We start from the raw sequence: 24,583 nt of genomic DNA, 5'->3' as shown, positions 1-24,583 counted from the left end.
CATGGCCGGGTTGGAGAGGCGGCGGATTATACAGCGATTTTACGAATTGAGAACCGATACCCTCGCCTGGACAGCTGGCGCAGCAAAGGTATCGGATAGAAGCAAAAGCGTTTTAGAACAAACCGGAGATCGATCTAACCAAACCGGAGGTTAAGCTTGGCGCCGCCGCCTCATATTCCAAATTGGCCTGATTGGCAGTGCTGACGATCCGCGTGCGGTATTTTTTTCGGTCGCTGACTTCCGAAGATGTTTGCCGGCGCGAACCGCCGATGCCTTGCTTGGCGTCCTGTTGGCTGTCCTGCCTAACGACAACACCGCTTTTGGCCTTCTCAGCGATTTCGATGTCGGTGACCACCATGTAGGTTACGTCCTTGACTGCAGCATCGGCGATGGTTTCAATGGCGCCGCCAACCGCGACACCGGCCAAACCGCCAATACCGGCTCCCGACCAACCGCCGAGGCCGCCGCCGATTGCCGCACCGGCCGCTGCGCCCGCCAACGAACCGCCGTAGCCGGAATGCAACGCCGATTCCGCCGCGGTGGGACTGGCTTTATCGACACTGAGCACATTGGCTCTCAACCAATAATGCGACGCTTCCGGATCGGTGGAAATGATGTAACCTTTGGACTGCAGAGCTTGTTTCACCGGTAACATCACGTCAAAATTGGCTTTGTCCGAGGTATTGCGCACATCGAGAAAGATGGTGCGCTGTTCCGGCCCGACCGGATCGAGAAATATCGTGTCGCTCATCTTGGTTTGGACGTCCAGGTCCTTTTTGGCAATCGATGTGTGTACGGCGGCACACCCGCCCAACATTGCGGCCACAGCCGCCGCACCGGCAAGTTTCATGAATGTGTTTCGAGCAATAGCCATCTATATCTCCAAATGAATTGATCCAAAAATAAAACTGCAATTTAGTAAGGCCAATAATAGCCGTAATAACGGTAGTAATAACTGCAATCCCGGTAATCGTTCCAAGAGTAACGCCGTAAATCGTTGCAGGTGTAACCGCGGCGCCAGTACTTACTGGGCTCGGACTTCGGTGGCGTACCTCTTTTCGTCGCTTCTTCGATATAACTATTCAGCTTGGCCTCATCCTCAACACTGAACGGTTTGACCATAACCTGATCGTTGAGCATCTTTTGCATGTCGCTGGCCTGGTCGGCCCGAACCACCCAACTTGCCGCTATCAATCCCAGCAATAAAACGCACTGCGGTAACATTTGTTTCATTCGATCTCCTCCGATACCAAGAGAACACAACGCCGTTCTCCGTTTTGATGACAATCGCGCCGATTTTAGAATCGATAATGCCGCCGAACAACCGATTTGAGCCGACAACGTTAATCGCCGCGCACTATGTGGTCGTCGAATACTACTAATTGGTTGCGGCCATTGGCTTTGGCCTGGTAAAGCGCCGCATCGGCACAGTTAATCATCTCGTCGATGTCCGGCGCCAAGTTATCCGAATAGCTGTCGGCTGCCAAGCAAAACAGGCCGATACTCAGTGTCACGTTTACCTTCTGACCGCCCAATTTCCATTCCAATTTATTGATTTCCTGCCGAATCCGCTCGCCGAAAACCTTACCGCCCTCGCTCGCCGTATTGGTAAAAATCAATACAAATTCTTCGCCGCCGAAACGCACCAATATATCGGTACTGCGGACTTGGCGTTTTAATGCGGAAGCGACACCGACCAGTATCTGGTCACCGAATAAGTGGCCGAAGCGGTCGTTAACAACTTTGAAATGATCGATATCGAGCACCAACAAACACAAGCTGTTGCGATAACGCATATGCTGGGCGACAACAATTTCGACCTGATCGTAAAAAAATCGCCGATTATGCAGGCCAGTCAACTGATCGTGCATCGACATACTGGCGAAATGTTCTTTGAGCTGATTGGTTTCAGCGACCAGACTTTCCAATTCGGCCGTCCGCGACGCGATTCGTCGCTCCATTTGCCGCACCAAACGTTGGCTAGTAATCAATTGACCGAGGATATTTTTGTAGATTTCCAGCAAGCGGATGTGCCAATCGTTGAAGTAAAACGGCTGCGGATGCGACACGTTCAATACGCCGATCAGCTGCCGATTCAAGGTGAACACCGGTACGCTGATCAGCGAACCCGGCGGCGTAGCATCCGCCGTTCTTTCGAACCGCGGATCTTCCGGACAATTTCGGCAATACTGCAACTCACCGGTCGCGGCAGCCGCACCGATTATCCCCTCGCCGATTTTGAAGGTTAGCGGCGTGTCCGCTACCGACTCCACCACTTGCAGTGACTCTTGAATGCTGGTTCCGGCTAAATTGGTCAGGCATCCCAAATCATCCAGCATAAAAAACGAGCAGCGCTCCATGTCCTGATACTGAATCAAACCGGTGAGCGCTTGTTTTACCAGCAGGGCTTCGTCGTCGATCTGGCAGTCGAGTTCCGACAACTGCTTAATCGCCGACAAGGCGTTGAACAAATCCATCACCAAGTCATGAATGCCAATGGTTTGACTAGGATTTGTGCCTTCGGATTGCGAATTCATCGCGCCCCCATCACGCCGGCCAAGCTATCTAAAGCCTGCTTGTTTTGAGCTAGCCAATCCACCAGGTTTTCGATAGCTGGTTCCGATAATTCGATTTCGCGACAAGCCGCATCCACCACGCCGCTATTTACCGCCGTTCCGCTATAAATGCGGGCGCTTAACTGGCGGGACAAACCGAGCAGTACCAGCAAAGGCCGTTCCGGGCCGCTAAAATTCGGTTGCCGGAAGTTCGCCAGTACGGTCTGATACACCACCGGCAATTGCCATCTATTCAATAACACGTAGCCGAATTGGTAATGGCTAAGCCCAAATTCCCGGGCGATTTCGTCACCGACCGCTTCCCCGGACGTTTTGCATTTTTCCAGGATCGCGTTCAGCTGCTCCGGCAGCAAAAATCCGAGCGCCAGCAAACCGATATTCAACAATAAACCGCTGGTATAAACCGTCGATACCGAGAAACCATGCAAATGGCGGCTTTCCGTCGCCAATTTTTGCGCCGCAATCGCAATCAATAGCGACTCGCTCCAGAAGCGCTCGCTATCGAAATGTTGGCACTTAGTGGTATCGAATTGGGCGTTGAACACAATCCCTAACGCCAACGACTTGACCAAGTCCATACCCAAAACCTGGAAAATCGCGGTACGCAAATCGCTGACAACACCACCGCGGGAAAAATATGCAGAATTGGCCAATCCCAACAGTCTGGCCACCAGCGCTGGTGACAACGCCAACACCGAGCTTAGTCTATCTATCGAAATATCCGGCGTATTCACGGCAGCAAGTATTCTGACACTGGCCTCAGGTAAGGCCGGCAGGTTTTTCAATGCACCTATTTCTAACGCGATGGTTCGAGAAGTAGCGTTCATTTGGTTTGGTCAATTTGGGAAATTTTCAGGCACACTAGCAACCTGCGGAACTGGTCGCGTCGCAACATATCGGGGAACACCGCAAGTGAGTTGCGGACTCCACTCCCGTCGCGCCAATGCACCGCCACCACCACCCGGCTAACAACGGAGCTCGGCAGCAAACGAATCGGGAGAAATTCGCCTAGCCCTTCTCGTGCCGACCAGCCTCGACTCAAATGGAAGCGTAACTGAATTGGTCCGACCTTTTCGGCCACAATTGCTTTGGCCCAGCTCAAAACCACCAACGCCGCCAGACTTACCCGGCAACCCGCCGGTAATGCATTCAGCCAACAACCTGCCAACGCCAAGCTGTGCAAGACGCTAACACATATCCGGCGCTGTCGGGAAACGCCAAAGTTAAAATCCACGCTTTGCTCGAGATTTTTGGTCACAAAACCTTCACCCGGCCTTACCTAAGGTAAACTAATCAAATTATTCTCGGTTTTAACAGCCTTATGATTGTAGACCCTACTCCGGCCGTAGCGGCAGAACCAGCGAAACTTCCCCAAAAACTATACGCCGACACCGGGTTGGCTGCCATCGGCGTCAACGGTGTTGATGCCGCCGGCTTTTTGCAAGGCCAACTCACCTGCAACGTGCTCGACCTGACCGAATCGCAAGCCAGCATCGCGGCATTCTGTAACGCCAAGGGCCGGGTCATTAGTACGCTGTTAGTGGTCAAAACGCCACCAGGATTCTTATTGATTCTGCCGCTCGCGCTAAGGGACAGCGTTTACCGCAAACTACGCATGTATGTGCTGCGCGCCAAAGTGGAATTGACGATGGACGACCGGCTGAAAATATTCGGGATCACCGGTTGTGCCAGCAACTTCAACGACCGAACGTCGCTTCAGGCCGATTTTGCAGTGTCTACCGGCCCGGAGCTCTTGCTCAAGCTACCCGGCAGCGAACGGTTTTTGTGGCTGGTGCCGGAACACGAAGTCGCTAGCCAAGTAGAAAAATTGACTGATCACCCCGGTTTTACCCACGGGAGCCCGGCGGAATGGCGCTACCACGACATAGCGTCAGGTTTACCGTGGTTCGGTCCGGAGCAGTCCGAGCAGCACATCCCGCAAATGCTGAATATCGACCGACTCGGCGGTATCAGTTTCAATAAAGGCTGCTATACCGGCCAGGAAATTGTGGCGCGGACTCATTACCTCGGTAAAGTTAAACGCGCGTTGTTCGTGGCAGCCTGCTCAGGCGCCAGCCAACCGCAGCCTGGCGCCGCCGTTTTGGACGGCGACACACAAACGGTCGGAAGCGTCCTCACTGCCGCTACCTGGGAAAACAGCACACGCCTATTGTTGGTCCTGCAAATAGTTGATGGTATGCCAAAACACCTTATACTTGACGGCGATAACCACGCGCAACTGACGCTGATTTCGGTCCAATAACGGAAATTCATTCATGCAATTCAAATCAGTTCAAGACTTTCTGGTCCACGTACAAGCGGAATTGGACGCCAATCGTCTGGTATTGCCGACGCTGCCGGACGTTGCCATCAAAGTCCGAGAAGCTGTTACCAAAGGCGACGCCACCGCACAAAGTCTGGCTGAAATCATCGCCACCGACGCGGCAATTTCGGCACGTCTGATTCAGGTTTCCAATAGCCCCTTGTACCGCGGCACCGTTGAAATCAAAAACATTCAAATGGCGGTAACCCGGCTCGGCAACAACACGATCCGGACTCTGATCACCAGCCTGATTATGCAGCAGATGTTTACGCCTGCCAGCGCATTGTTGGAAAGCTACTTCCGCAGTACCTGGGAACAGGGCGTGAACGTCTCGGCGATCGCCCGCGCCCTGAGTTCTTTCGTTCCACACTTGAACGCCGACGAAGCCATGCTGGCGGGCCTGATCCACCAAATCGGCAAACTGCCGATACTGACCTTGGTGGAAAAAATTCCGGAATTCCGCGACAGCCCCTCCCGACTCGACAAACTATTGGAAAAGGCCCATCCGCACGTCGGTAAACTCATCATGAATACCTGGAATTTTCCGGAAGAATTGAAGCGGGTGCCGTCTGAATACGTCGATTTTCAGCGGGATTCCGGTCCGCAAGCCGACTATGTGGACTTGGTACAAGTTGCCTTCTTACAAAGCATCGCCGGTACCGATCACCCCGCCTGCCGGGTCGATTGGAGTACGGTGCCGGCTTTTGCCAAATTGGGCCTGCAAGCCGATGCCGAAATTTTGGAAATCGAAGGGGTTTCCGAAGAGATCGAATTGGCCCAGTCCATGTTTTTATAACCCCGCCACACCATGATAGACGATCAGGCTGCCGCCCGCTTCCGTCGCCTAGGCGCGCTGACAATATTCGCCGTGTATTTTGTGATTCTGGTGGGCGGCATCGTCCGCGCCTCAGGCGCCGGCATGGGTTGCCCCGACTGGCCGACCTGCTTCGGCCAATGGGTCCCACCCACCGACGAATCGCAGCTTCCGGCCAATTACCACGAAATATATGCTGCGCGCGGTTACGAGAATACGGCCTTCAATCCGGTGAAGACCTGGACCGAATACACCAACCGCCTGGTCGGCGTGACGATAGGTTTCTTGATTTTCCTGACGGCCTGGTCCTCGCGCATTTATCTGAAAGCCGACAAGACTATTTTTTATTTGGCGCTGTCGGTGTTCTTGTTGGTTGGTTTTCAAGGCTGGCTCGGTTCGGCCGTGGTAGCTAGCAACCTGAAACCGCTGATGATTACGCTGCACATGCTGCTGGCCCTGGGCATCGTCGCACTGTTGATTTATGCCATCGCCCGCTCGCAGAAACCCCTGCTCCAGGCGATAGACACACATTGGCTGACGCCGCGTTTCGCGACGGTTTTGAAAGTAGCCATGGGCATGACCTTACTGCAAATCGCGATGGGCACCCAGGTACGGGAAGCAGTCGATTACATCGCTCACGAACACAGTTACATTGACCGCCAATATTGGCGCGACAGTTTTCCAATCATCTTCTACGTCCACCGCTCGTTTTCGTCGGTCATTCTGTTTACCAACCTGTGGCTGGTTTGGAAAATCCGCGAGCAAGCGGCCGCCGGCAACCTGTTGTTGCGGCTAGGCTATGTCCTGGCGGGCTTAATCGTGACGGCTATTCTGGCCGGTGTCACATTGGACCGTTTAGGCTTCCCGGCGTTTGCACAACCGGTGCATTTGCTGATGGCGAACCTGATTTTCGGCGCCCAATTTTTTCTGTTTATTTGCCTGAGCTATTCGGCAAACCGGGCAGCATAGCGTATCGATATTTTTCTGTAATTATCAATAAGTTAAGCAAGATTCAACCGAACTGCGTTACAATGCCGGCTATGACTGTGCTCCTAGCCGGCCGATCTCTTTTCATCTACAGGTATTTTTAATGTCCGATACGCCCTCCGCAACCGCGCCTTCCTTCAAAGATCTCAACCTCGCCGATCCCATACTCAAAGCGCTGGAAAGCGTCGGTTACGAAACTCCTTCGCCGATTCAGGCTCAAATCATACCGTTCGTCATGGCCGGCCGAGATGTGTTGGGCCAGGCCCAAACCGGTACCGGTAAAACCGCCGCCTTCGCCCTGCCCATCCTGAACCGCATCGACATCAAGCAAAAGGACCCGCAAGCCCTGGTGCTGGCGCCGACCCGGGAACTGGCAATCCAGGTGGCCGAGGCCTTTCAATGTTATGCCGCGCACATCAAGGGCTTCCATGTGTTACCGATATACGGCGGCCAGGACTACACCAGCCAATTGCGCCAACTGAACCGGGGCGCGCATGTCATCGTCGGTACGCCGGGCCGGGTTATGGACCACATGCGCCGCGGCACCTTGAAACTGGACCAGTTGCAAACCCTGGTGCTGGACGAAGCCGACGAAATGCTGCGGATGGGCTTCATCGACGACGTGGAATGGATCCTGGAGCAAACTCCGCCGACCCGGCAAACCGCATTGTTCTCGGCAACGATGCCAAGCGAGATCCGCAAAATCGCCCAGCAATACCTGAACAACCCGGAACAAGTCACGATCAAGGTCAAAACCGCCACGGCAGCCAACATCCGCCAACGTTATTGGTTTGTCAGCGGCCTGCACAAGATGGACGCCTTGACCCGGATTCTGGAAGCGGAAAATTTCGACGGCATGATCATTTTCGTCCGCACCAAAACCGCGACCATCGAAGTGGCAGAAAAATTGGAGGCGCGCGGTTTTTCCGCATCGGCAATCAACGGCGACATGTCGCAGGCACTGCGCGAACGCGCCATCGACAACCTGAAAAGCGGCAAGCTGGATATTCTGATCGCCACCGACGTTGCCGCCCGCGGCCTGGACGTCGACCGTATCACCCACGTCGTCAACTACGACATTCCTTACGATACCGAGTCCTATATTCACCGTATCGGCCGCACCGGCCGCGCCGGCCGCACCGGCGACGCGATCCTGTTCGTCTCGCCACGTGAAAAACGCCTGCTGGCCAATATCGAACAGGCCACCAAACAGAAAGTCGAGGAAATGCAGCTGCCGTCGACCGAATTCATCAACAACGCCAGGATCAACAAATTCAAACAGCGCATCACCGACACGCTGGCCGGCGAAGAACTGAGTTTTTATACGCAGCTGATCAACCAATACCAGGTGGAACATAACGTTCCGGCGATGGACATCGCCGCGGCCCTGGCCAGACTGTTGCAGGGCGACACACCGTTACTGCTGAAAGACAGCGGCAAAAAACCGCGCAAAGATGCCGATAGCAAACCGCAAACCGAGCGGGGCGAACGTGGCCCGCGCCGGGAAAAAGGCCGCGTCGGCGCAGTGGAAATGGAAATGTTCCGGATCGAAGTCGGCCGCGCCGACGGCGTCAAGCCCGGCAACATCGTCGGCGCCATTGCCAACGAAACCGGCATCGACGGCGACCACATCGCCCGTATCAAAATCGAGGAACACTACAGCACCGTGGAGTTACCGGCCGGCATGCCGAAAGACTTATTTCAAGCTTTGAAAAAAGTGCGCGTGGCCGGCAAGCCGTTGAACATTTCCCGTTTCGACGCCGCTTTGGTCAAGAAAGACAAAAGCAAAAAACGCGTCGGCTCAACCTCAAAACGCGCTAAAAGCCGGGAATAAGCCGGCAAATGCAGCCGGCGCGGGAATCGCGCCGGCCTGCAATACGCCGGTTCAATCCAGCAAATCGATAGTGCCCTCGGCAAATATTGCCGCCTGTCCACCGACTCGGACCGTCAGATACTCCTGCTGCTTGTTGTCCATTTCCAACTGTATCAAACTGCGGCGACCGGCGTGGTGACCGCGCTCGACGGCGAAAACATGGGTACCCTTGCGCGTGTGTTCGAAGGAGCACAGATAGCTGCAAAATGCCGGCGTTGCACTACCAACCGGCGGATCTTCGTGAATGCCGATGTTCGGTCCCAACAGACGCAAGGTGAAATCCGCTTCCGGGTTCGGCGATTTAGGCGCGAACAACAAAATTTCCTGGGCGGCGGTTTGCGGGGCGCTGGACTGGCTCCACGCCGAATAATCGAATCGGGCCCTACGCACCGATTCGTAACTCCACACCGGCACCACCAGATACGGAAATCCGCAGGAAACCAGGCGCGGCGAATATTTCTTATGGTCCAAGTCGGCGATTTGCAAACCGAGGAATTGGGCCAGCTCTTCATCGCTGGGCGCAAAGCGGTCGACGACGGCGCTAATGCTCCGGCTAAACTGCACCAGTACCGGCTTGCCGCCGACGCTGGAGATATTGGCTTCGATCACGCCAACGTTTTGTTCCAGCAACAATGGCGTCACCGGGTCGGCCAGTGCAATATCGCCGCAAGCAGCCATCACATAAGCCGCGGCCACAATGGACTGACCACCAAACTGAATCTCTCCGAACGGAGAAAAAATCCGCATACGCCGACCGCTACCCGCACCCTGGCCTGGAAACAAGAACACGGTTTCCGGCAGGTTCAATTCCTTGGCGATGGCAACCATCGTTTCGGTATTTAGACCGTTACTCTGCGGCAACACCGCAATCTGGGCACCATTAAAGATTTGCCGGGTAAATACGTCGGCAATGTAATAGCGGTATTTCATCGGTTTACTCCGGCAACTGCACCGCTACCCTGCCGCGATCGATTCTGACCCGGTATGCAGGCGTTGCGACGCTGGGATCTTCGAAACAGACGCCGGTATGTAAATGAAAATGCTGCTTATACATCGGCGACGCCACCATCGGCTCACCGCCGATGTCGCCTATCATGCCACGCGACAACACATTCGCGCGACTGAACGGGTCGAAATTACCGACCGCGTAAACCGCTTGCCGCCGCGGCAGATAAAAAATCGCCACTTGTTGGCCGCCGACCAGAGCGCAAATACCGGAATCCGGCTGCAAATCGTCGATACTGCAGACATCGATCCAATTGTTCATTAGGCGGCCTCCTCAACCAGTTTAAAATGTTTGCGCTCGAAATCGTTGGCCGGCCGAATCTGGCCGCGCTCCTCGACAAACACTACGTTGTCGTCGGCTTGGTCGCTGTTGACGAAATGGCGGAACCGTTTCAGGCGTTGTTCGTCCTGCAAGGTGGTTTTCCACTCGCATTGATAGGTGTCGATGACACGCTGCATCTGCTGCTCCAGATCGCCGCCAATCCCGAGCTTGTCGTCGATCACCACCGACTTCAAATAGTCCAGGCCGCCTTCCATGTTTTCCATCCAGACCGAAGTGCGTTGCAGCCGGGCCGCGGTACGCACATAAAAGATCAATACCCGGTCGATGTATTTGATCAGGGTTTCCTTGTCCAGATTGGTGGCGAACAAATCGGCGTGGCGCGGTTTCATGCCGCCGTTGCCGCAAACGTACAGATTCCAGCCGTTCTCGGTGGCGATGACGCCGATATCCTTGCCCTGGGCCTCTGCGCACTCCCGCGTGCAACCCGACACGGCGAATTTGATTTTGTGCGGCGCCCGTAAACCCTTGTAGCGATTTTCCAGTTCGATCGCCAAACCCACGCTGTCGTCGACACCGTAGCGGCACCAAGTACTGCCGACGCAGGATTTGACGGTGCGCAGCGACTTGCCATAGGCGTGGCCGGATTCGAAACCGGCATCGGTCAGTTCCTGCCAGATCGCCGGCAATTGCTCCAGCCGGGCACCGAAAAAGTCGACGCGCTGGCCGCCGGTGATTTTGGTGTACAAATTGTATTTTTTGCCGACCTGTCCCAGCACGATCAACATATCCGGGGTGATTTCGCCGCCGGCGATCCGCGGCACCACCGAATAAGTGCCGTCTTTCTGCATATTGGCCAGGAAGGTGTCGTTGGTATCCTGCAGACCGATATGCGGTTTTTCCAAAATGTAGTCGTTCCAGTAAGAAGCCAAGATCGAGCCGACGGCTTGCTTACAAACCTCGCAGCCCAAGCCCTTGCCGTGTTTATCCAGTAATTCGTCGAAGGTTTTGATCTGGCCGACCATAATTAGGTTGTACAAATCCTGGCGGGTGTAGGCAAAGTGTTCGCACAGGTCGGTGCTGACCGCGACGCCCATCTTGCCTAATTCGCAGTCCAATACCGACTTCAACAGCGCCGAACAACCGCCGCAACCGGTGGCGGCTTTGGTCTGCGCTTTTAAATCGCCCAACGTCAGACAACCGGCTTCGATCGCGCCGCAGACCTGGCCTTTACTGACGTCGTGGCAGGAGCAGATTTGTGCCGACGCCGGCAGCGCGTCGGGCCCCAGTCCCACCGATTGGTCGGAGCGCTGCGGCAAAATCAACGAATCCGGATTTTCCGGCAACTCGATACCGTTCAGGCAGTATTGCAACAAGGTGCCGTAGCCGGCGGCATCGCCGACCAACACTGCGCCGAGCAGGTGCTTTTGATCCTGGCTGACCACCAAGCGTTTGTAGATTTCGGCCGAACCGTTCTGGTAGGTGTAAACCAATGCTCCCGGCGTTCTGGCGTGAGCGTCGCCGATGCTGGCAACATCGACCCCCATCAGCTTCAGTTTGGTGCTCATGTCGGCACCGGTAAAGCTGGCCGCGTCGTCGTTTAATGCGGCGACGACAGTTCTGGCCATGGTATAACCCGGCGCGACCAGACCGAAAATCTGGCCGTTCCACAGTGCGCATTCGCCGATCGCGTAAATGTCCGGATCGGAGGTTCGGCATTGATTGTCGATGACGATGCCGCCGCGGGGGCCGACTTCCAGCCCGCATTGGCGGGCGATCTCGTCGCGCGGCCGAATCCCGGCCGAGAACAATACGATGTCGGTTTCCAGCACTTGGCCATCGGCAAAATTCATTTTGTGCCGGCACTGCATGCCGTCGTCTATCAAGGTGGTGTTCTTGTTCAAATGAACGTTGACGCCCAGCGCTTCGATCTTATGTTTCAGCATCGCGCCGCCGCCTTCGTCCAATTGCACCGCCATCAAGCGCGGGGCAAATTCGACGACGTGGGTTTCCAGACCTAAGTCCTTCAGCGCTTTTGCCGCTTCCAAACCCAACAACCCGCCACCAACGACGGCACCCACTTTAGATTGCGCTGCGGCGGCTTGAATCGCCTCAAGGTCTTCTATGGTGCGGTATACCAGACACTGTGGCCGCTCGTGGCCAGGCACCGGCGGCACAAACGGGTAGGAGCCGGTCGCCAATACCAACTTGTCGTACGCTATCGTCAAGCCTTTCGCCGACGTGACTTGCTTGGCGGCGCGATCGATCTCGACGGCTTTGTCCCCCAAATGAATTTCGATGCCGTGCTCGGCAAAAAAACCGGACTCGACCAGAGACAGGTCTGCCGCGGTTTTGCCGGCAAAATATTCCGACAAGTGCACGCGGTCGTATGCAGGGCGCGGTTCTTCACAGAACGTGACTACCCGGTAGTTTGCAAGCGCCGCACTGCCCGCCAAACTACTCAAAAAATGCTGGCCAACCATGCCGTTGCCAATCACAACCAGGGTTTGTTTGTTACTCATCTCAGGCCTCTGTCGATTCAGATTAATCCGTAGGCGCCGAGTTAACCATTCTGTGGCTACTCGGCGAAAGGGTTCGCAACTTGTCCCGGCACCCAAACTTCCGGCCAAAAAAAAGGCGTCCTGACGAAACGAGTACACTCGTTCGAGCAGGACGCCTTTGTCCAGTATTTAACACGGGGGGGTAAGCCTGTAGACAAGACTTGCGAATTGGAAAACAAAATACATGCCAACTCATAAAGCATTGATAAAATGGCACTACTTGATCTTATCTAGCGCAAACCCCTAAACATTGCACCCAAATAAGGCGAGCTTGGCGCGGTTTTGCACCAAATTGAAGCAATCAGCCGATCAAAACGGCCGCTCCAGCTATCCGCCAGGGCTGGCATACTAGCTGCTAACAGTTACCGAATCGACAACCCCGGAATTCGCATGTCATTTACCCCGTTTAAACTGCTGAGTATGCAGGGCAAAGCTAAAGTCCTGCATATGAGTTGGATCGCTTTTTTCATCAGCTTCGTCATCTGGTTCAACCACGCCTCGCTGCTGGTCTTGATTCAGCAAGATGTCGGGATCAGCGAGACTGAAGCCGAAATCCTGCTTTTGCTGAACGTGGCGTTGACTATTCCGGCGCGGGTCATCACCGGCATGCTGGTAGACCGGTTCGGCGCCAAAATCAGCTATAGCGTGTTATTGGCGGTATGTAGCATCCCTTGTTTCATGTTTGCTAGCGCCGACAATTTCGCCGAATTGGCTTGGTCGCGTTTCCTGCTTGGTTTCATCGGTGCCGGTTTTGTGGTTGGGGTGCGGATCATCGGCGATTGGTTCCCGGCCAGCCAGGTCGGTACCGCAGAAGGAATTTACGCCGGCTGGGGCAATTTTGGCTCGGCGTTCGCCGCGATCTTCCTGCCCGGACTGGCATTTTACTTCGGCGCCGACCACGGCTGGCGCACGGCGATTGCTTTAACCGGCGGCATCGCCCTGGTCTATTCGGTTATTTACTACTTTAGCGTCGAAAACTTCCCGCCCGAAATCGCCGCCTTGAAAACCCGGCGCTCGGCAACAATGGAAGTCACCAGCATTCGCGATTTGTTTTTGTACATGTTAAGTCTGGCGCCGCTGTACACCACAATGTCGCTGCTGGCCTGGAAGCTATCGACGCCGGAAATCGCCGTCATCAGGCCCGGCTACACCTTGATGTTACATAGCGTGGTTTGGCTGCTGTTCCTGATTCACTGCTACCAATTGGTCAACAACAACGCCGACCGTCTCAGCCAGCCGATCGCCAGCATCCACCATTACCGCTACAAACAGGTCTTCATTCTAGCCATTGCCTATTTGGTGACCTTCGGTTCCAAACTGGCGGTACTGTCGATGCTGCCGATATTTTTTTACAAAACCTTCAACCAAACCCAAGGCCTGGGCATGCTGGATGCCGGCCTGCTGGCTTCCAGTTTCGTCGTGACCAACGTCATTGCCCGCCCCGCAGGCGGCTGGCTTAGCGACAAGATCGGTCGTAAATTATCGCTAACGCTATTTTCAGCCGGCTTGGCCGGCGGCTACCTCCTGATGGCCTTCATTTCGCCGCAATGGTCGATTGCCGTTACCGTGGTCGTCACCTTGGTGTGTTCGATCTTCATGCAAGCGGCCGAAGGCGCAATTTTTGCCTTTGTGCCCTTGGTCAAACGCGCGATCACCGGTGAGGTGGCGGGCATCGTCGGCGCTTACGGCAATGCCGGCGCCATCGTGTTCTTGATTTTGCTGACCTTCGTCTCGGCGACCGCCTTCTTCCTGATTCTTAGCGCCTGCTGCCTGTTACTACTCGGTCTGATCTACTACCTGGAAGAACCGAAAAACTACATTACCGAAATCATGCCTGACGGCTCGTTGCTGAAAATCGCATTGGATTAACCATGGCCGGATTGAACGTTTTAGTCGTCGACGAATTCGATAGCGAGCGCCTGCTGGAAGCGGCGTTACGGCAACACGGTTGCGAGGTGGTCACGCTCAGGCTGAAAGAGCTGAACATGCTGCAGATCGTGCAAACCCTGCATCCCGACGTGGTGGTATTAAACCTGTATACCCCAACCGATGAGGTCCTGCAGACCATCGTCGAAATCAACCAGAGTTTTTCGTTACCGGTGGTGATGTTCGCCGAAGACCAGCAAACCGACACCATCAACAAAGTCATCAAAGCCGGCGTCAGCGCCTACATCGTCGATGGCCTGGAGCCGAAACGGATCAAGGCCATCGTCGATATCGCCATCGCCCGCTTCAAGGAGCAGCATGCCTTGAAAGAAGAACTGAAAAAAACCAAAACCCAGCTCGAAGACCGCAAATTGCTGGACCGGGCCAAAGCCATTTTGATCAAATCGCAAGGCTATACCGAAGACCAGGCCTACCACGCCCTGCGCAAGCTGGCGATGGACCGCAACATGCCGATCGGCGAAATGGCCAAGAATGTAATTTCGATGGCGGAGTTGTTTGGTAAATAGCGGCTACTCGTGATTGTTTGAGGTCACGAAGTAGGCCGTTTTCGGCCATTTACAGCCATAGAATGCACGCCAACCAATAGCGGCAAACCATCTGTGTCCAGTCAATTACCTGATTGGTCTAATAATCCAAATGTAGGGTACCCTACTTGGCTTACAACCTTATTTTAGTAGTTTGGCTCTTAATTCTGGAAGCAAAGCTGCAAGAAGCGGGTAATATGTTTTGTCTTGTTGAAATTTAGAATCATGCTTCCAATTCTCTTTGAATTCTCGACGCTTGTCGTTCAATTTGTAATTACTGGAATTGAAAACCGTATCGTTTCTTCTATACTCACTGACAGTGAACAGGAAAACCACCCAATAATTTATGTGATGTTGCCATACATAATTTGTAAGCCATGCCCATTTCCCGTCTTGATTCAGAAAATAAACCTTACCATCGCGTACCGATAATAAAGCCTTTACAAACTTCAAAAAACTCCAATCAAAGTCATCTTGATCATATAAACCAATAGCTACTAATTTAGAAGCGCACTCCTTTCTGGACTCATAATCAGGGGCATGCTGTAAAACTATATTTTCGAATAAAGTTATAGGCTCTCGGATTTTTTCTTCTCGTTGTTTTTCAATAGCTTGATGGTATTGAGCATCAAATGAAATAAAATAAGGTTTATGTGTTAACGGATCGAACTTTATGTCATCAAATTTGACAGGAATTTCATCCCAAATTTCTTCAATGGCATTTGTTTTCGAGTCAAAGTACGGCTTTTTAAAATGCCCTGTAAAAACAAGCCGTCCTTCTTTTAACGATAGTTCTTTGGATCGTTCATTGATTGATAGTGCGTTTGACTTGTTGTTAAAAAATACGTCTTTTTCAGTTGCACGGGAAGACTCTGGGTTCAAGTTTTTGAATATCCAGAATATTGGCATCCCTTCATTTAGATAAAATACTTCTCGACTTACAATAACATCCAGAAAAGTGGTGGAAAGTTGGATTTCAAACACTACTGGCTTTCCATTAAATAGTGCTGAGATATCCGGTTTTTTCCATTTTCGCGACCAACAACCTGTTCCTTTAATAACCTCTTCAACCTTAACTTCAGTAAAGCGACTATCCTTTCTCAATTGTTCCGCTAGATAGTGCTTTAACTCAATATGAGCAAGGGCGGATTCAAAAGTGAAGTGCAACACCCAAAACACCAGTAAGGTATGCACATGGAAATTACCTCAAAGCGCTATCAACAGCTTCAGCCTGAAGAGCGAGTCACGATCAGCAGTCTGAAGCAACAAAACTACGGTGTTCGTGCCATAGCACGGGTGCTGAAACGTCCCGCCAGCTGCATCAGCCGAGAACTGGGTCGTAATAGCGCATCCGGTCATTACGGCAGCGTCCAAGCGCATCAGGCCTGTCAACGTCGGCGGCGACAATCCAGACCTCGGCAGAAACTGCATGTCGATGGCGTGTTGTTTGGTGTCGTCAAATATTTCCTTCAGCAAGGCTGGTCACCGGAGCAGATTGCTCTGGCGCAGGCGGCTCTCTATCCCAAAGGTCATGAGTATCGCGTGTCACACGAAACCATCTACAACTGCATCTATGCCCAACCGGTCGGCGAATTAAAGCGCGACCTGATTGCCTGTCTGCGCCAGGCCAAAAACAAACGGGTGCCGCGCAGCAAGGGCCAAGACCGTCGAGGTCAGATACCGGACATGCTCAGCATCCACCTGCGGCCTCCTGAAATCGAAGACCGCCAGTTTCCAGGGCATTGGGAAGGCGATCTCATCAAAGGCGCGGGTAATGCCAGCGCGGTGGGTACCTTGGTGGAACGTACCAGTCGCTTGCTGATGTTGATCAAACTACCCCATCCGCAGCCCGCCAGTGCCGCTAACGTACTGCAAGCCTTTACCGACAAACTCAACAGCATTGCCCAACCGATGCGGGTGAGCATGACTTATGACCAAGGCCGCGAGATGGCTTTACACAAGCAGCTTTCGGCCAATACCGGCATTGCCGTGTACTTCTGCGATCCTCATAGCCCCTGGCAGCGCGGCTCCAACGAAAATATGAACGGCCTGGTTCGTCAGTATTTGCCCAAGGGCACTGATCTGTCCGGTTACACGCAACAACAACTCGATGCCATTGCCGATCAAATCAACTCTCGACCCCGGAAAGGTCTTGGGGTACGCTGTCCGCTCGCTGTTTACAGGGAATTGCTGCTGAACAGCTCGCAACAGTCAACTCTCATTCATTAATATCGAGGTGTTGCACTTCACTTTTGAATCCGCCAAGACTTTCCTTTGCCCCGTTGTACTGCATACAGCGAATTTCTTCCTTCGTATGTGTTGAATCGGTCTTTATAGGACAATCACCAAAAGAAGAAAGGTGCTTGAAGTAAAAGGTGTGTTTACCATTATGTTGTAGCCGATGGCAACGAAAGACCACTGGTTGACCACATGAGTTGCACGCATACAATGGATTATTAGCTTGTATACGTTCTTCGATTAACCGTCGAAGTTTAAAATTAGATTCATCATCGTATAAGGAAATCAAAACAAGTGCTGACTCTGGTTTTTCCGTATCAAGATTCAGAAGATCAATGATTGTCCGTTTTAACTCTACATGCTGCATAGAATTGGTTCGCTAAATATTTATAGGGCCGAAGACTGGGTAGGTCCGTAGGCTGGGTTGAACAACGTGAAACCCCGCGATCATTCCCTGTTTTGTTCGATTAAGTCCGGCACAGCAGCCCAATTTTCGGTGTAAACCCCTAATTTAATCCAGCGGTGGATGGAAGAATAACGCCAATCCACTGCTTTATCGACATAACCATGTTTCACCGGATTGTAATGAATATAATCCAAATGCCGCTGATAATCCGATTCATCCCGGATTTGGTGCTCCCAATATCGCCGTTGCCATACCCCACGTTCGTTTTTCCGCAATCGACTGTCGAAAACGAATTCGTTCTTTATCAGGGCCGTAGGCTGGGTTGAACAACGTGAAACCCAGCGATCATTCCCATTGGTGTCTTTGCGCAAGATTGACGGTAAAGAAATATGCACCGCCTTTTAAATGACTACGAATGTACCTACGCATCAGTGTTTCCGTTACAAGCTGGGTTTCATTATCATTCAACCCAGCCTACGTCCACAAACTCAGATTCGGCTGATGATCTATAGCGGCATTGGAAATCTCAACCAACTTTCGCTTAGTGGTCGAAAACGTCAATCACCTCAGCCGCCATCAGCACAACACGGGGTTACATTCTCACCAACGCCCCTAACCCGCATCCACGCCAACTGGTCAGCCTTTGGTCTTTGCCGCCATCCCGATTTCCTTGATGCTGCCATCGGAGTTAACATATCCGGCTTATTTGCTGGCGAGCCGTATCGTTCAGCGACGGGTTGATCCGACAGACAGTCGGGTGCCCTATTCCAACGGTTTCTTTTTTCCATCGATCCGACAACAGTATGAAACTAGCAAAATCTTCCCGCTTCTCCCCTTGCCAAGGCCCGGTCGTTACGATCGTTCTGGACGGCGTCGGCATTTCGCCGCGCGACGACGGCGATGCCGTCAAAGCCGCGCGCACGCCGATGCTGGACCAGCTGATGGCCAACTTTCCGATGACCAAATTGCTGGCGCACGGCAAGGCTGTCGGCATGCCCAGCGACGAGGACATGGGCAATAGCGAGGTCGGCCATAATGCCATCGGCGCCGGCCGGGTGTTCGCCCAAGGCGCCAAACTGGTGGCCGAGTCGATCGCCAGCGGCCACCTGTGGCAAGGCCACGCCTGGCACGAAGTGGTTGCCGCCGCCAAGCAAGGCGGCACCCTGCACTTTTTGGGCTTGTTTTCCGACGGCAACGTACACTCGCATATCGACCATTTAAAAGCGATGATCGATCGCGCCAAACAGGAAGGCGTGTCTAAAGTGCGGCTGCACATTCTGCTCGACGGCCGCGACGTCGGTGAAACCTCTGCGCTGGATTACGTCGATCCGTTCGAAGCGTATCTGGAGGACTTAAGCGACGCTAATTTCGACGTTGCCATCGCCTCCGGCGGCGGCCGCATGAAAATCACGATGGACCGCTACGAAGCCGATTGGAGCATGGTGCAACGCGGCTGGGACATCCACGTCAAAGGCGAAGGCCGCCAGTTTGCCAGCGCCCATGAAGCGATCGAAACCTATCGCAGCGAACTGAAAGTCATCGACCAGGACTTGCCGGGTTTCGTGATTGCCAAAGACGGCCAGCCGCTGGGCAAAATCGTCGACGGCGATGCGGTGGTGTTTTATAACTTCCGCGGCGACCGCGCCATCGAGATTTCCCGCGCCTTCACCGAAGAAAACTTCGCGCCGTTTCAGCGCGGTCCGCTGCCGAAAGTGACCTATGGCGGCATGATGCAATACGACGGCGACACCAAATTGCCGCCGCGCTTTTTGGTCGAACCACCGGCCATCGATAGAACCATGGGCGAATACCTGGCCAAAAACGGCGTGTCTCAATACGCGATCAGCGAAACCCAAAAATACGGCCACGTCACCTATTTCTGGAACGGCAACCGCTCCGGCAAGTTCGACGATGCGCTGGAAACTTACGTCGAGATCCTCAGCGACGTAGTACCGTTCGAGCAACGTCCCTGGATGAAATGCGCGGAGATTACCGATGCGCTGATCGAAGCCATTCAAGGCGGCCAATACAAATACCTGCGCGTCAATTATGCCAACGGCGACATGGTCGGCCACACCGGCAACTTCGAAGCAGCGGTGACCGCGATGCAAGGCCTGGATCTGCAACTGGCGCGCTTGATTCCGGTGATTCTGCAGGCCGGCGGCGTAGCATTGATTACTGCCGACCATGGCAACGCCGACGAAATGTACGAACTGGACAAGAAAGGCAACGTCACCCGCGACGCCGAAGGCCGCACCAAGGCCAAAACTTCGCACACGCTGAACCCGGTGCCGTTGGTACTGGTCTCCGGCGAAGCCGATCCGGCCTACAAACTACGCGACGACTTGGCGGCGCCGGGCCTGTCCAACATCGCCGCGACGGTATTGAATCTGCTGGGCTACGAAGCCCCGGAAGATTACGATCCGAGTTTGATCGTGCCGGCATAAGCCCTGTAACCGCTGCGGGAGGTGTCGTTTCCCGCAGCGGCAACTTTAGCGTTCCGGGCTGACGAGCTTAGCAATGCGCAAATGAAAAGGGCCGGAATTCCGGCCCTTTTTGCTGATTAGTCGCTTGCCGTCTTGAATCGGGTCGCGGCGCCCAGCAAGCCGGTGACGAAGAAGGCTGTGCCGACCAAGGTAAAGCGCAGATTCAGTTTTTCCAACGCCAGATCGTCGGTCGCATAGAGCATGAAGATCACGGCGATACCGCCCCAGGCCAGAAAGCGCAATCCGGCGGCTATGGCGATTTGGCTCAGGGTTTCGGCGTCGCTGGCCGGCGCATCCATCCGGTAGGCGACGAAGCCGCTGATCAACGCCGGCATGATCCCCCACCGGGCATGGTCGAGGAAACTGTCCAGGAAATTGAAGTCGCCGCGATGGTAGAACGTCAGCTCCAGGATGAAAGTGGATATCGAGGTGCTGACCACGAAGCCGACGAACATCATCGCCATATAAAAGCCGTAGTAGCGGTCGGCCGGCTCCTGCTGGTGGCGGAAAGCGACGCTGCGCAATACGAACACCAGGGCGATCGGCAACACGTAAATCGCGATCGAATAGGCAATCCAGCGCAACGTGGTGTAACTGAAGTGCGACAGCGGCTTGTCCGGAAACAAAAACACGTTGTGCAACGCTACCGAGACCTCGCGCCCCAAAATCACGCCGAAAGTGGTTGCGGCTGCAAAAATCAGCAGGTATTTATAAGTATGCTTCAGCCGCGCCTCATGGACGTTACCGCCCAGTTCCTTCACGGTGGCCCAGATTTCGTTCTCATTGGCGCTACCGAACACCACCAGCGCCGCCAGCAACCGGCACAGCAGCCCACTGAGCCGGTCCAGTTCCTTCAATAGATTGACGGTCTTGGTGTAGTGCGGCTCGGCCTCCTTCCATACCGCGACCTTTTCCGACATCGCGTTATAGGAAATGCAGATTTCGCCCCATTTCAGCGACGGTTCGCTGAACAGCCGCCGGTAAGACGATTGGTCGGCATAATGCTGAATTCGGTCGAACAACAGGCTGTTATGGGCCCATTTGTACTCGACCGTGGCGCCGGCTTTGTCGAAATCGCCGGCGTCGATGCTTTGCACCAACAGGCGGTCGGCAATCTGGCCTTTGATTTTGTCGTCCACCGCCGACAGGCGGGATTTGATCAAGGCGTTGTAGACCTCGACCGCTTTGGTCGGGATCGCAAACGCATCGTGTATGCTATCGCGCAAAATCAGCAGCGGATTGAACGCGCTTTCCCAACCGACCAAAAACAGCACGACACCGGCGGCGATCAGCGGCAGCAACTTGTTGCCGTCCAAACCGTACAACAGCTCGACCAGGCTGCCGGCCCGCAAATGGCTGACGACCAAGGTCACCAACGGCTCCAGCGGCAGCCATTGCCAGGTCAACAAACAAAACAACGCCGCCATCAAGGCACAGTACAAACCGATTCCGGTCCAGTAGGTGCTGCGACGAATGAAGTATTGCGGCAGAGTCGGTTCCGCGCCAAGCTGGATCCGGCGCTTTTGAAACGAACGGTAGGCCAGCACCGCGGCTGCCGCGGCGCCCAGCAACTGAATCGCAAAATTAATCAGAAATTCGATGGTCATTGTTCCTACGGGTTGGTAGAGAAAGGAAGTCCGCGCCCAAGCACGCGGCCTGTCGCGCATTCTAATGCAAAGCCGCCGCAATTAGCGACCGTATCGACAGCTCAGGCCGACAAGGCCAACGAATCTTCCAAAGCAATTTCCAGCTCGGCCAGTGCGATTTCCGACAAACCGAGCCGGGCCGCTTCTTCGCTACTGGAGACCACCAAGTCCGGTTGGGGTTGGGAGGCAATACCCAGCTTGTACGCCACCATGTCGGCTATCCGCACCACCAATTCGACGGTACCGGTATCCTCGGTAACCGGCCGATGATGGGACTCGGCGACGTTACAATAGGTTTCGGGCAGATTCCAGGACCGCAGCAGCCAGGCGCCTCTGGCTTCGTGCTGGCGAATCAGCAATTCGAGCTGCAAATCCTCCGGCAAATTCAGTTTGGGATCCTGAGCCCGCAAATCATCCAGGCAGCGCAATAGCAGCAATTCGCCGATGTCGTGAAACAGGCCGGCCATGAAGGCCTCTTCGGCGATCGCATGGAAGGACAGCCGTTTCGCCAGCCATTCCGCGCCCAACGCCACCGCCACGCTATGCTGCCACAGCTTGGCCATGTATTTTTCAGTCGCAGAGTCCCGCGCGCTGAACATGCCCTTTTGCATTACCAGGGTGGCAATCTGGACGATACGCGGCAAGCCCAGACGCACGACTGCGTCTTTGACGGTGTTGACCGAACTCAGGCCGGCATAAAACGACGAATTCGCTACCCGCAGGATCTGGCTGGCCAAGCTGGCGTCCATTGCCAATTGTTTGGCGATGTTATCCAGCGAACGGTTTTCGTCTTGCAAGGCCTGCCGCAATTCCGTTACCGCGCGCGGGAACACCGGCAGCGCACCGGCGCCGCTGGCGATGGATTCATCGATCATATCCGTTAATGATTTTTCGCTCATGTTAGTTAGTTGATTAAATCAGCGACTGCCCAGCAAACGGCGCAGCTCGTAAAGGGGACGGGGCTTGCCGAAGCGCGGCAGGTTGCGGATCACTTCTTGCAGTGAAGTAATTCCGGCCGCGGCCTTGACCAGCCCGTCTTCGACTAAAGTCACCAAACCGGCGGTCTCCAGACTGACGCGGCGGATTTCGTAGGACGTCTTGCGTTGTAAGATCGCATCCTTGACCGACTCATTCATCGACAACAACTCGAACACGCAAACCCGCCCGGAGTAACCGGTAAAACGGCATTTATCGCAGCCCTTGCCCAACAGAAAATGGGCACCGATCACGTCGTCCGCCGTCAAATTCAGCCGTCGGAGCAGGGCCGGATCGGGCTGGAACGGTTCTGCGCAATGCTTACAGACTCGGCGCAACAAACGCTGGGCAACCACCGAGACCACGGTCGACGAGATCAGAAACGCCTCGATCTCCATGTTCAACAGACGCAACAGGCCGCCGATACTGTCCTCGGTATGGAATGTGGTCAATACTTTGTGGCCGGTCAGCGCGGCCTGAATTGCCGTATCGGCCGAGAATCGGTCGCGGATCTCGCCGAGTACGATGATATCCGGATCCTGGCGCACGATATGGCGCAGGGTTTCTTCGTAGGTCAAATTGATTTTCGGGTTGATCGAGCACTGGGCAACGCCATCGATCACGTATTCCACCGGGTCTTCGGCCGAAACGATACTGACTTCCGGACCGTTCAAATAGTCGACCGCACTGTATAGGGTCGTGGTTTTGCCCGAACCGGTCGGCCCGGTAATGATAATCACGCCGGTCGGGACATCCAGCGAATCCAGCAGGAACCGCTCCAACATCAGCGGCGCCATCCCCACTTCATGAATATCCAGCAATTCGGTTTTGCGGTTCAACAAGCGCAGTACGATCTTCTCGCCGTTGATGGTACTGAAAAACGACGCCCGCATGTCGATCACATGATGGGTGGCGACCTGCTCGAACAATACCCGGCCGTCCTGATGCCGGCGCTTTTCGGCGATATCGGCGCCGGCCATGACCTTGATCCGGCTGATCATGGCCTGGGCCATTGCAACCGGAAAATCCCGATAGTGCACCATCAGGCCGTCGATCCGAAAACGGACGCGCAACTTATGCTCCAACGGCTCGATGTGGATATCGCTGGCCGCTTGGCGGATTGCATCCTCGAAAATTTCATTGACCGAGGCAACGGCAGACTGCTCTCCGAAGGCGGCTTTCTCCTCCCGGGCATTACGTTCGTAGTTCAGCAAAAAACGCATGATCTGGGAATAACGGCCCACTGCCGGAATCACCTCGGCACCAAGCACGTGTCGTGCCGTTGCGATCGCGGTTTGATCCATGGGGTCGCCGAACGCGACCAACACGCCGTCGACTTGTTTTTCGATCGGCAGAAAGCAGTGCTTGTTCGCCGACTTCAGCATCTGTTTGGTCATCAGACTCTGATCGACGTTGGCGAGGCTGAGGTCGATCACGGATATACCCATCAGATCGGCCAGAACCTCCAGCATTCTCGATTCGGAAATCAGATTGCGCTCCACCAGGATTTCGCCCAGGCGTTTGCCTCCGCCTGCCTGCTGTTGTTGGGCCAAAGCCAGTTGCAAATCGCTATCGCTGATAAAACCGAATTCGACCAGAAACAAGCCCAATTTGACTTTTAACGGATGACTGCGGAACACCTCGACCAACTGCGCATGGGTGACGTAACCCAAATCGCACAACACCACCAGAATCGGCTTGGGGGATTCCAGCTTGCCCTGCACGCGTTGCGCATATTTCAATTTGGCGCCGTCAAGCACGTCCTGCTCGACTAAAAGTTGGAGGAAGGAATCGATGAATTGAGTGCCGGAATCGGCAGAGCTAACGTCGCGGGATTTCATTCTCACCTTGAACTGAAGACCGATCGGAGTCCGTGCGCAATAGACACGGGACGGATTCCGCTTTCCATGCGGCGAGCCGCAGGCTTTAATACTAAGTTACT

General features: G+C 54.3%; 22 protein-coding genes. 8 read left to right on the top strand and 14 right to left on the bottom strand.

Annotated elements, in window-relative coordinates:
- Window positions 1–112: 112 nt before the first annotated feature.
- The 5 genes from ACH518_RS13630 to ACH518_RS13610 all read right to left on the bottom strand — a co-directional run bounded on the left by ACH518_RS13630 (window position 113) and on the right by ACH518_RS13610 (window position 3,810).
- Window positions 113–874, bottom strand: coding sequence for a complement resistance protein TraT (locus ACH518_RS13630; RefSeq protein WP_186289506.1), 762 nt, complete (start codon window positions 872–874; stop codon window positions 113–115).
- A 41-nt stretch (window positions 875–915) separates the two neighbouring features.
- The gene (locus ACH518_RS13625; RefSeq protein ID WP_445370476.1) at window positions 916–1,233 is read right to left on the bottom strand and encodes a hypothetical protein; all 318 of its coding nucleotides are present in this window, start codon (window positions 1,231–1,233) and stop codon (window positions 916–918) included.
- Window positions 1,234–1,343: 110 nt separating this feature from the next.
- The gene (locus ACH518_RS13620) at window positions 1,344–2,537 is read right to left on the bottom strand and encodes a diguanylate cyclase (RefSeq protein ID WP_445370475.1); all 1,194 of its coding nucleotides are present in this window, start codon (window positions 2,535–2,537) and stop codon (window positions 1,344–1,346) included.
- Entirely contained in the window at window positions 2,534–3,403 is an 870-nt protein-coding gene (locus tag ACH518_RS13615) for an HDOD domain-containing protein (RefSeq protein ID WP_140911537.1), read from the bottom strand. Before ACH518_RS13615 ends, ACH518_RS13620 begins: the two co-directional genes overlap by 4 nt.
- Window positions 3,400–3,810: a protein YgfX gene (locus ACH518_RS13610; protein ID WP_445372998.1), complete on the bottom strand. Its 411-nt coding sequence runs from the start codon at window positions 3,808–3,810 to the stop codon at window positions 3,400–3,402. Before ACH518_RS13610 ends, ACH518_RS13615 begins: the two co-directional genes overlap by 4 nt.
- Before the next feature lie 87 nt (window positions 3,811–3,897).
- Between ACH518_RS13610 and ygfZ the strand changes: the two genes are divergently transcribed.
- The 4 genes from ygfZ (at window position 3,898) to ACH518_RS13590 (ending at window position 8,534) form a co-directional block, all read left to right on the top strand.
- Window positions 3,898–4,839, top strand: coding sequence for a CAF17-like 4Fe-4S cluster assembly/insertion protein YgfZ (gene ygfZ, locus ACH518_RS13605; RefSeq protein WP_445370474.1), 942 nt, complete (start codon window positions 3,898–3,900; stop codon window positions 4,837–4,839).
- 13 nt (window positions 4,840–4,852) lie between these two features.
- Window positions 4,853–5,695, top strand: coding sequence for an HDOD domain-containing protein (locus ACH518_RS13600; RefSeq protein ID WP_445370473.1), 843 nt, complete (start codon window positions 4,853–4,855; stop codon window positions 5,693–5,695).
- 12 nt (window positions 5,696–5,707) lie between these two features.
- On the top strand, window positions 5,708–6,682 hold the full coding sequence (locus ACH518_RS13595; RefSeq protein ID WP_445370472.1) for a COX15/CtaA family protein: 975 nt from the start codon (window positions 5,708–5,710) through the stop codon (window positions 6,680–6,682).
- Window positions 6,683–6,803: 121 nt separating this feature from the next.
- Window positions 6,804–8,534 carry a DEAD/DEAH box helicase gene (locus tag ACH518_RS13590; RefSeq protein WP_278212114.1) on the top strand — a complete coding sequence of 577 codons (1,731 nt, stop codon included), beginning with the start codon at window positions 6,804–6,806 and terminating at the stop codon, window positions 8,532–8,534.
- A gap of 51 nt (window positions 8,535–8,585) precedes the next feature.
- Here the strand turns inward: ACH518_RS13590 and ACH518_RS13585 are convergent, their stop codons facing one another.
- From ACH518_RS13585 to nirB, 3 genes are read right to left on the bottom strand one after another with little or no spacing between them, the layout of a single operon-like run.
- Window positions 8,586–9,503 carry a PhzF family phenazine biosynthesis protein gene (locus ACH518_RS13585; RefSeq protein WP_445370471.1) on the bottom strand — a complete coding sequence of 306 codons (918 nt, stop codon included), beginning with the start codon at window positions 9,501–9,503 and terminating at the stop codon, window positions 8,586–8,588.
- A gap of 4 nt (window positions 9,504–9,507) precedes the next feature.
- Entirely contained in the window at window positions 9,508–9,840 is a 333-nt protein-coding gene (nirD, locus tag ACH518_RS13580) for a nitrite reductase small subunit NirD (protein ID WP_140911544.1), read from the bottom strand.
- A complete protein-coding gene (gene nirB, locus ACH518_RS13575) occupies window positions 9,840–12,380 on the bottom strand; it encodes a nitrite reductase large subunit NirB (protein ID WP_445370470.1) in 2,541 nt (846 codons plus the stop codon). The genes nirD and nirB overlap by 1 nt, the downstream gene beginning before the upstream one ends.
- A gap of 429 nt (window positions 12,381–12,809) precedes the next feature.
- Between nirB and ACH518_RS13570 the strand changes: the two genes are divergently transcribed.
- Together ACH518_RS13570 and ACH518_RS13565 are read left to right on the top strand one after the other, a co-directional pair.
- Window positions 12,810–14,288: an MFS transporter gene (locus ACH518_RS13570; RefSeq protein WP_445370469.1), complete on the top strand. Its 1,479-nt coding sequence runs from the start codon at window positions 12,810–12,812 to the stop codon at window positions 14,286–14,288.
- Between the two features lie 2 nt (window positions 14,289–14,290).
- Complete coding sequence (locus tag ACH518_RS13565; protein WP_140911546.1) at window positions 14,291–14,872, top strand: ANTAR domain-containing response regulator; 582 nt, start codon at window positions 14,291–14,293, stop codon at window positions 14,870–14,872.
- Window positions 14,873–15,031: 159 nt separating this feature from the next.
- Here ACH518_RS13565 and ACH518_RS13560 read toward each other — a convergent pair whose 3' ends face one another.
- Complete coding sequence (locus tag ACH518_RS13560; protein WP_445370468.1) at window positions 15,032–16,084, bottom strand: DUF6035 family protein; 1,053 nt, start codon at window positions 16,082–16,084, stop codon at window positions 15,032–15,034.
- Here ACH518_RS13560 and ACH518_RS13555 point away from each other — a divergent pair, their 5' ends adjacent.
- Complete coding sequence (locus ACH518_RS13555) at window positions 16,085–17,119, top strand: IS30 family transposase (protein WP_445370157.1); 1,035 nt, start codon at window positions 16,085–16,087, stop codon at window positions 17,117–17,119.
- Here ACH518_RS13555 and ACH518_RS13550 read toward each other — a convergent pair.
- Window positions 17,109–17,495, bottom strand: coding sequence for a DUF7830 domain-containing protein (locus ACH518_RS13550; protein WP_445370467.1), 387 nt, complete (start codon window positions 17,493–17,495; stop codon window positions 17,109–17,111). The genes ACH518_RS13555 and ACH518_RS13550 overlap by 11 nt on opposite strands.
- 80 nt (window positions 17,496–17,575) lie before the next feature.
- Entirely contained in the window at window positions 17,576–17,905 is a 330-nt protein-coding gene (locus ACH518_RS13545; RefSeq protein WP_445370466.1) for an REP-associated tyrosine transposase, read from the bottom strand.
- A 432-nt stretch (window positions 17,906–18,337) separates the two neighbouring features.
- Between ACH518_RS13545 and gpmI the strand changes: the two genes are divergently transcribed.
- A complete protein-coding gene (gene gpmI, locus ACH518_RS13540; RefSeq protein WP_445370465.1) occupies window positions 18,338–19,981 on the top strand; it encodes a 2,3-bisphosphoglycerate-independent phosphoglycerate mutase in 1,644 nt (547 codons plus the stop codon).
- Window positions 19,982–20,097: 116 nt separating this feature from the next.
- Here gpmI and ACH518_RS13535 read toward each other — a convergent pair whose 3' ends face one another.
- From ACH518_RS13535 to ACH518_RS13525, 3 genes are all read right to left on the bottom strand, one after another.
- On the bottom strand, window positions 20,098–21,627 hold the full coding sequence (locus ACH518_RS13535) for a hypothetical protein (RefSeq protein WP_445370464.1): 1,530 nt from the start codon (window positions 21,625–21,627) through the stop codon (window positions 20,098–20,100).
- A gap of 101 nt (window positions 21,628–21,728) precedes the next feature.
- The gene (locus ACH518_RS13530) at window positions 21,729–22,565 is read right to left on the bottom strand and encodes an HDOD domain-containing protein (protein WP_445370463.1); all 837 of its coding nucleotides are present in this window, start codon (window positions 22,563–22,565) and stop codon (window positions 21,729–21,731) included.
- Window positions 22,566–22,583: 18 nt separating this feature from the next.
- Window positions 22,584–24,482, bottom strand: a complete 1,899-nt coding sequence (locus ACH518_RS13525) for a GspE/PulE family protein (RefSeq protein ID WP_445370462.1) — start codon at window positions 24,480–24,482, stop codon at window positions 22,584–22,586.
- Window positions 24,483–24,583 lie beyond the last annotated feature (101 nt).

Source organism: Methylomonas sp. HW2-6 (assembly GCF_052474525.1).
Note: the sequence above shows the minus strand (reverse complement) of the source record. Positions and strands in the feature narration are given on the sequence as shown.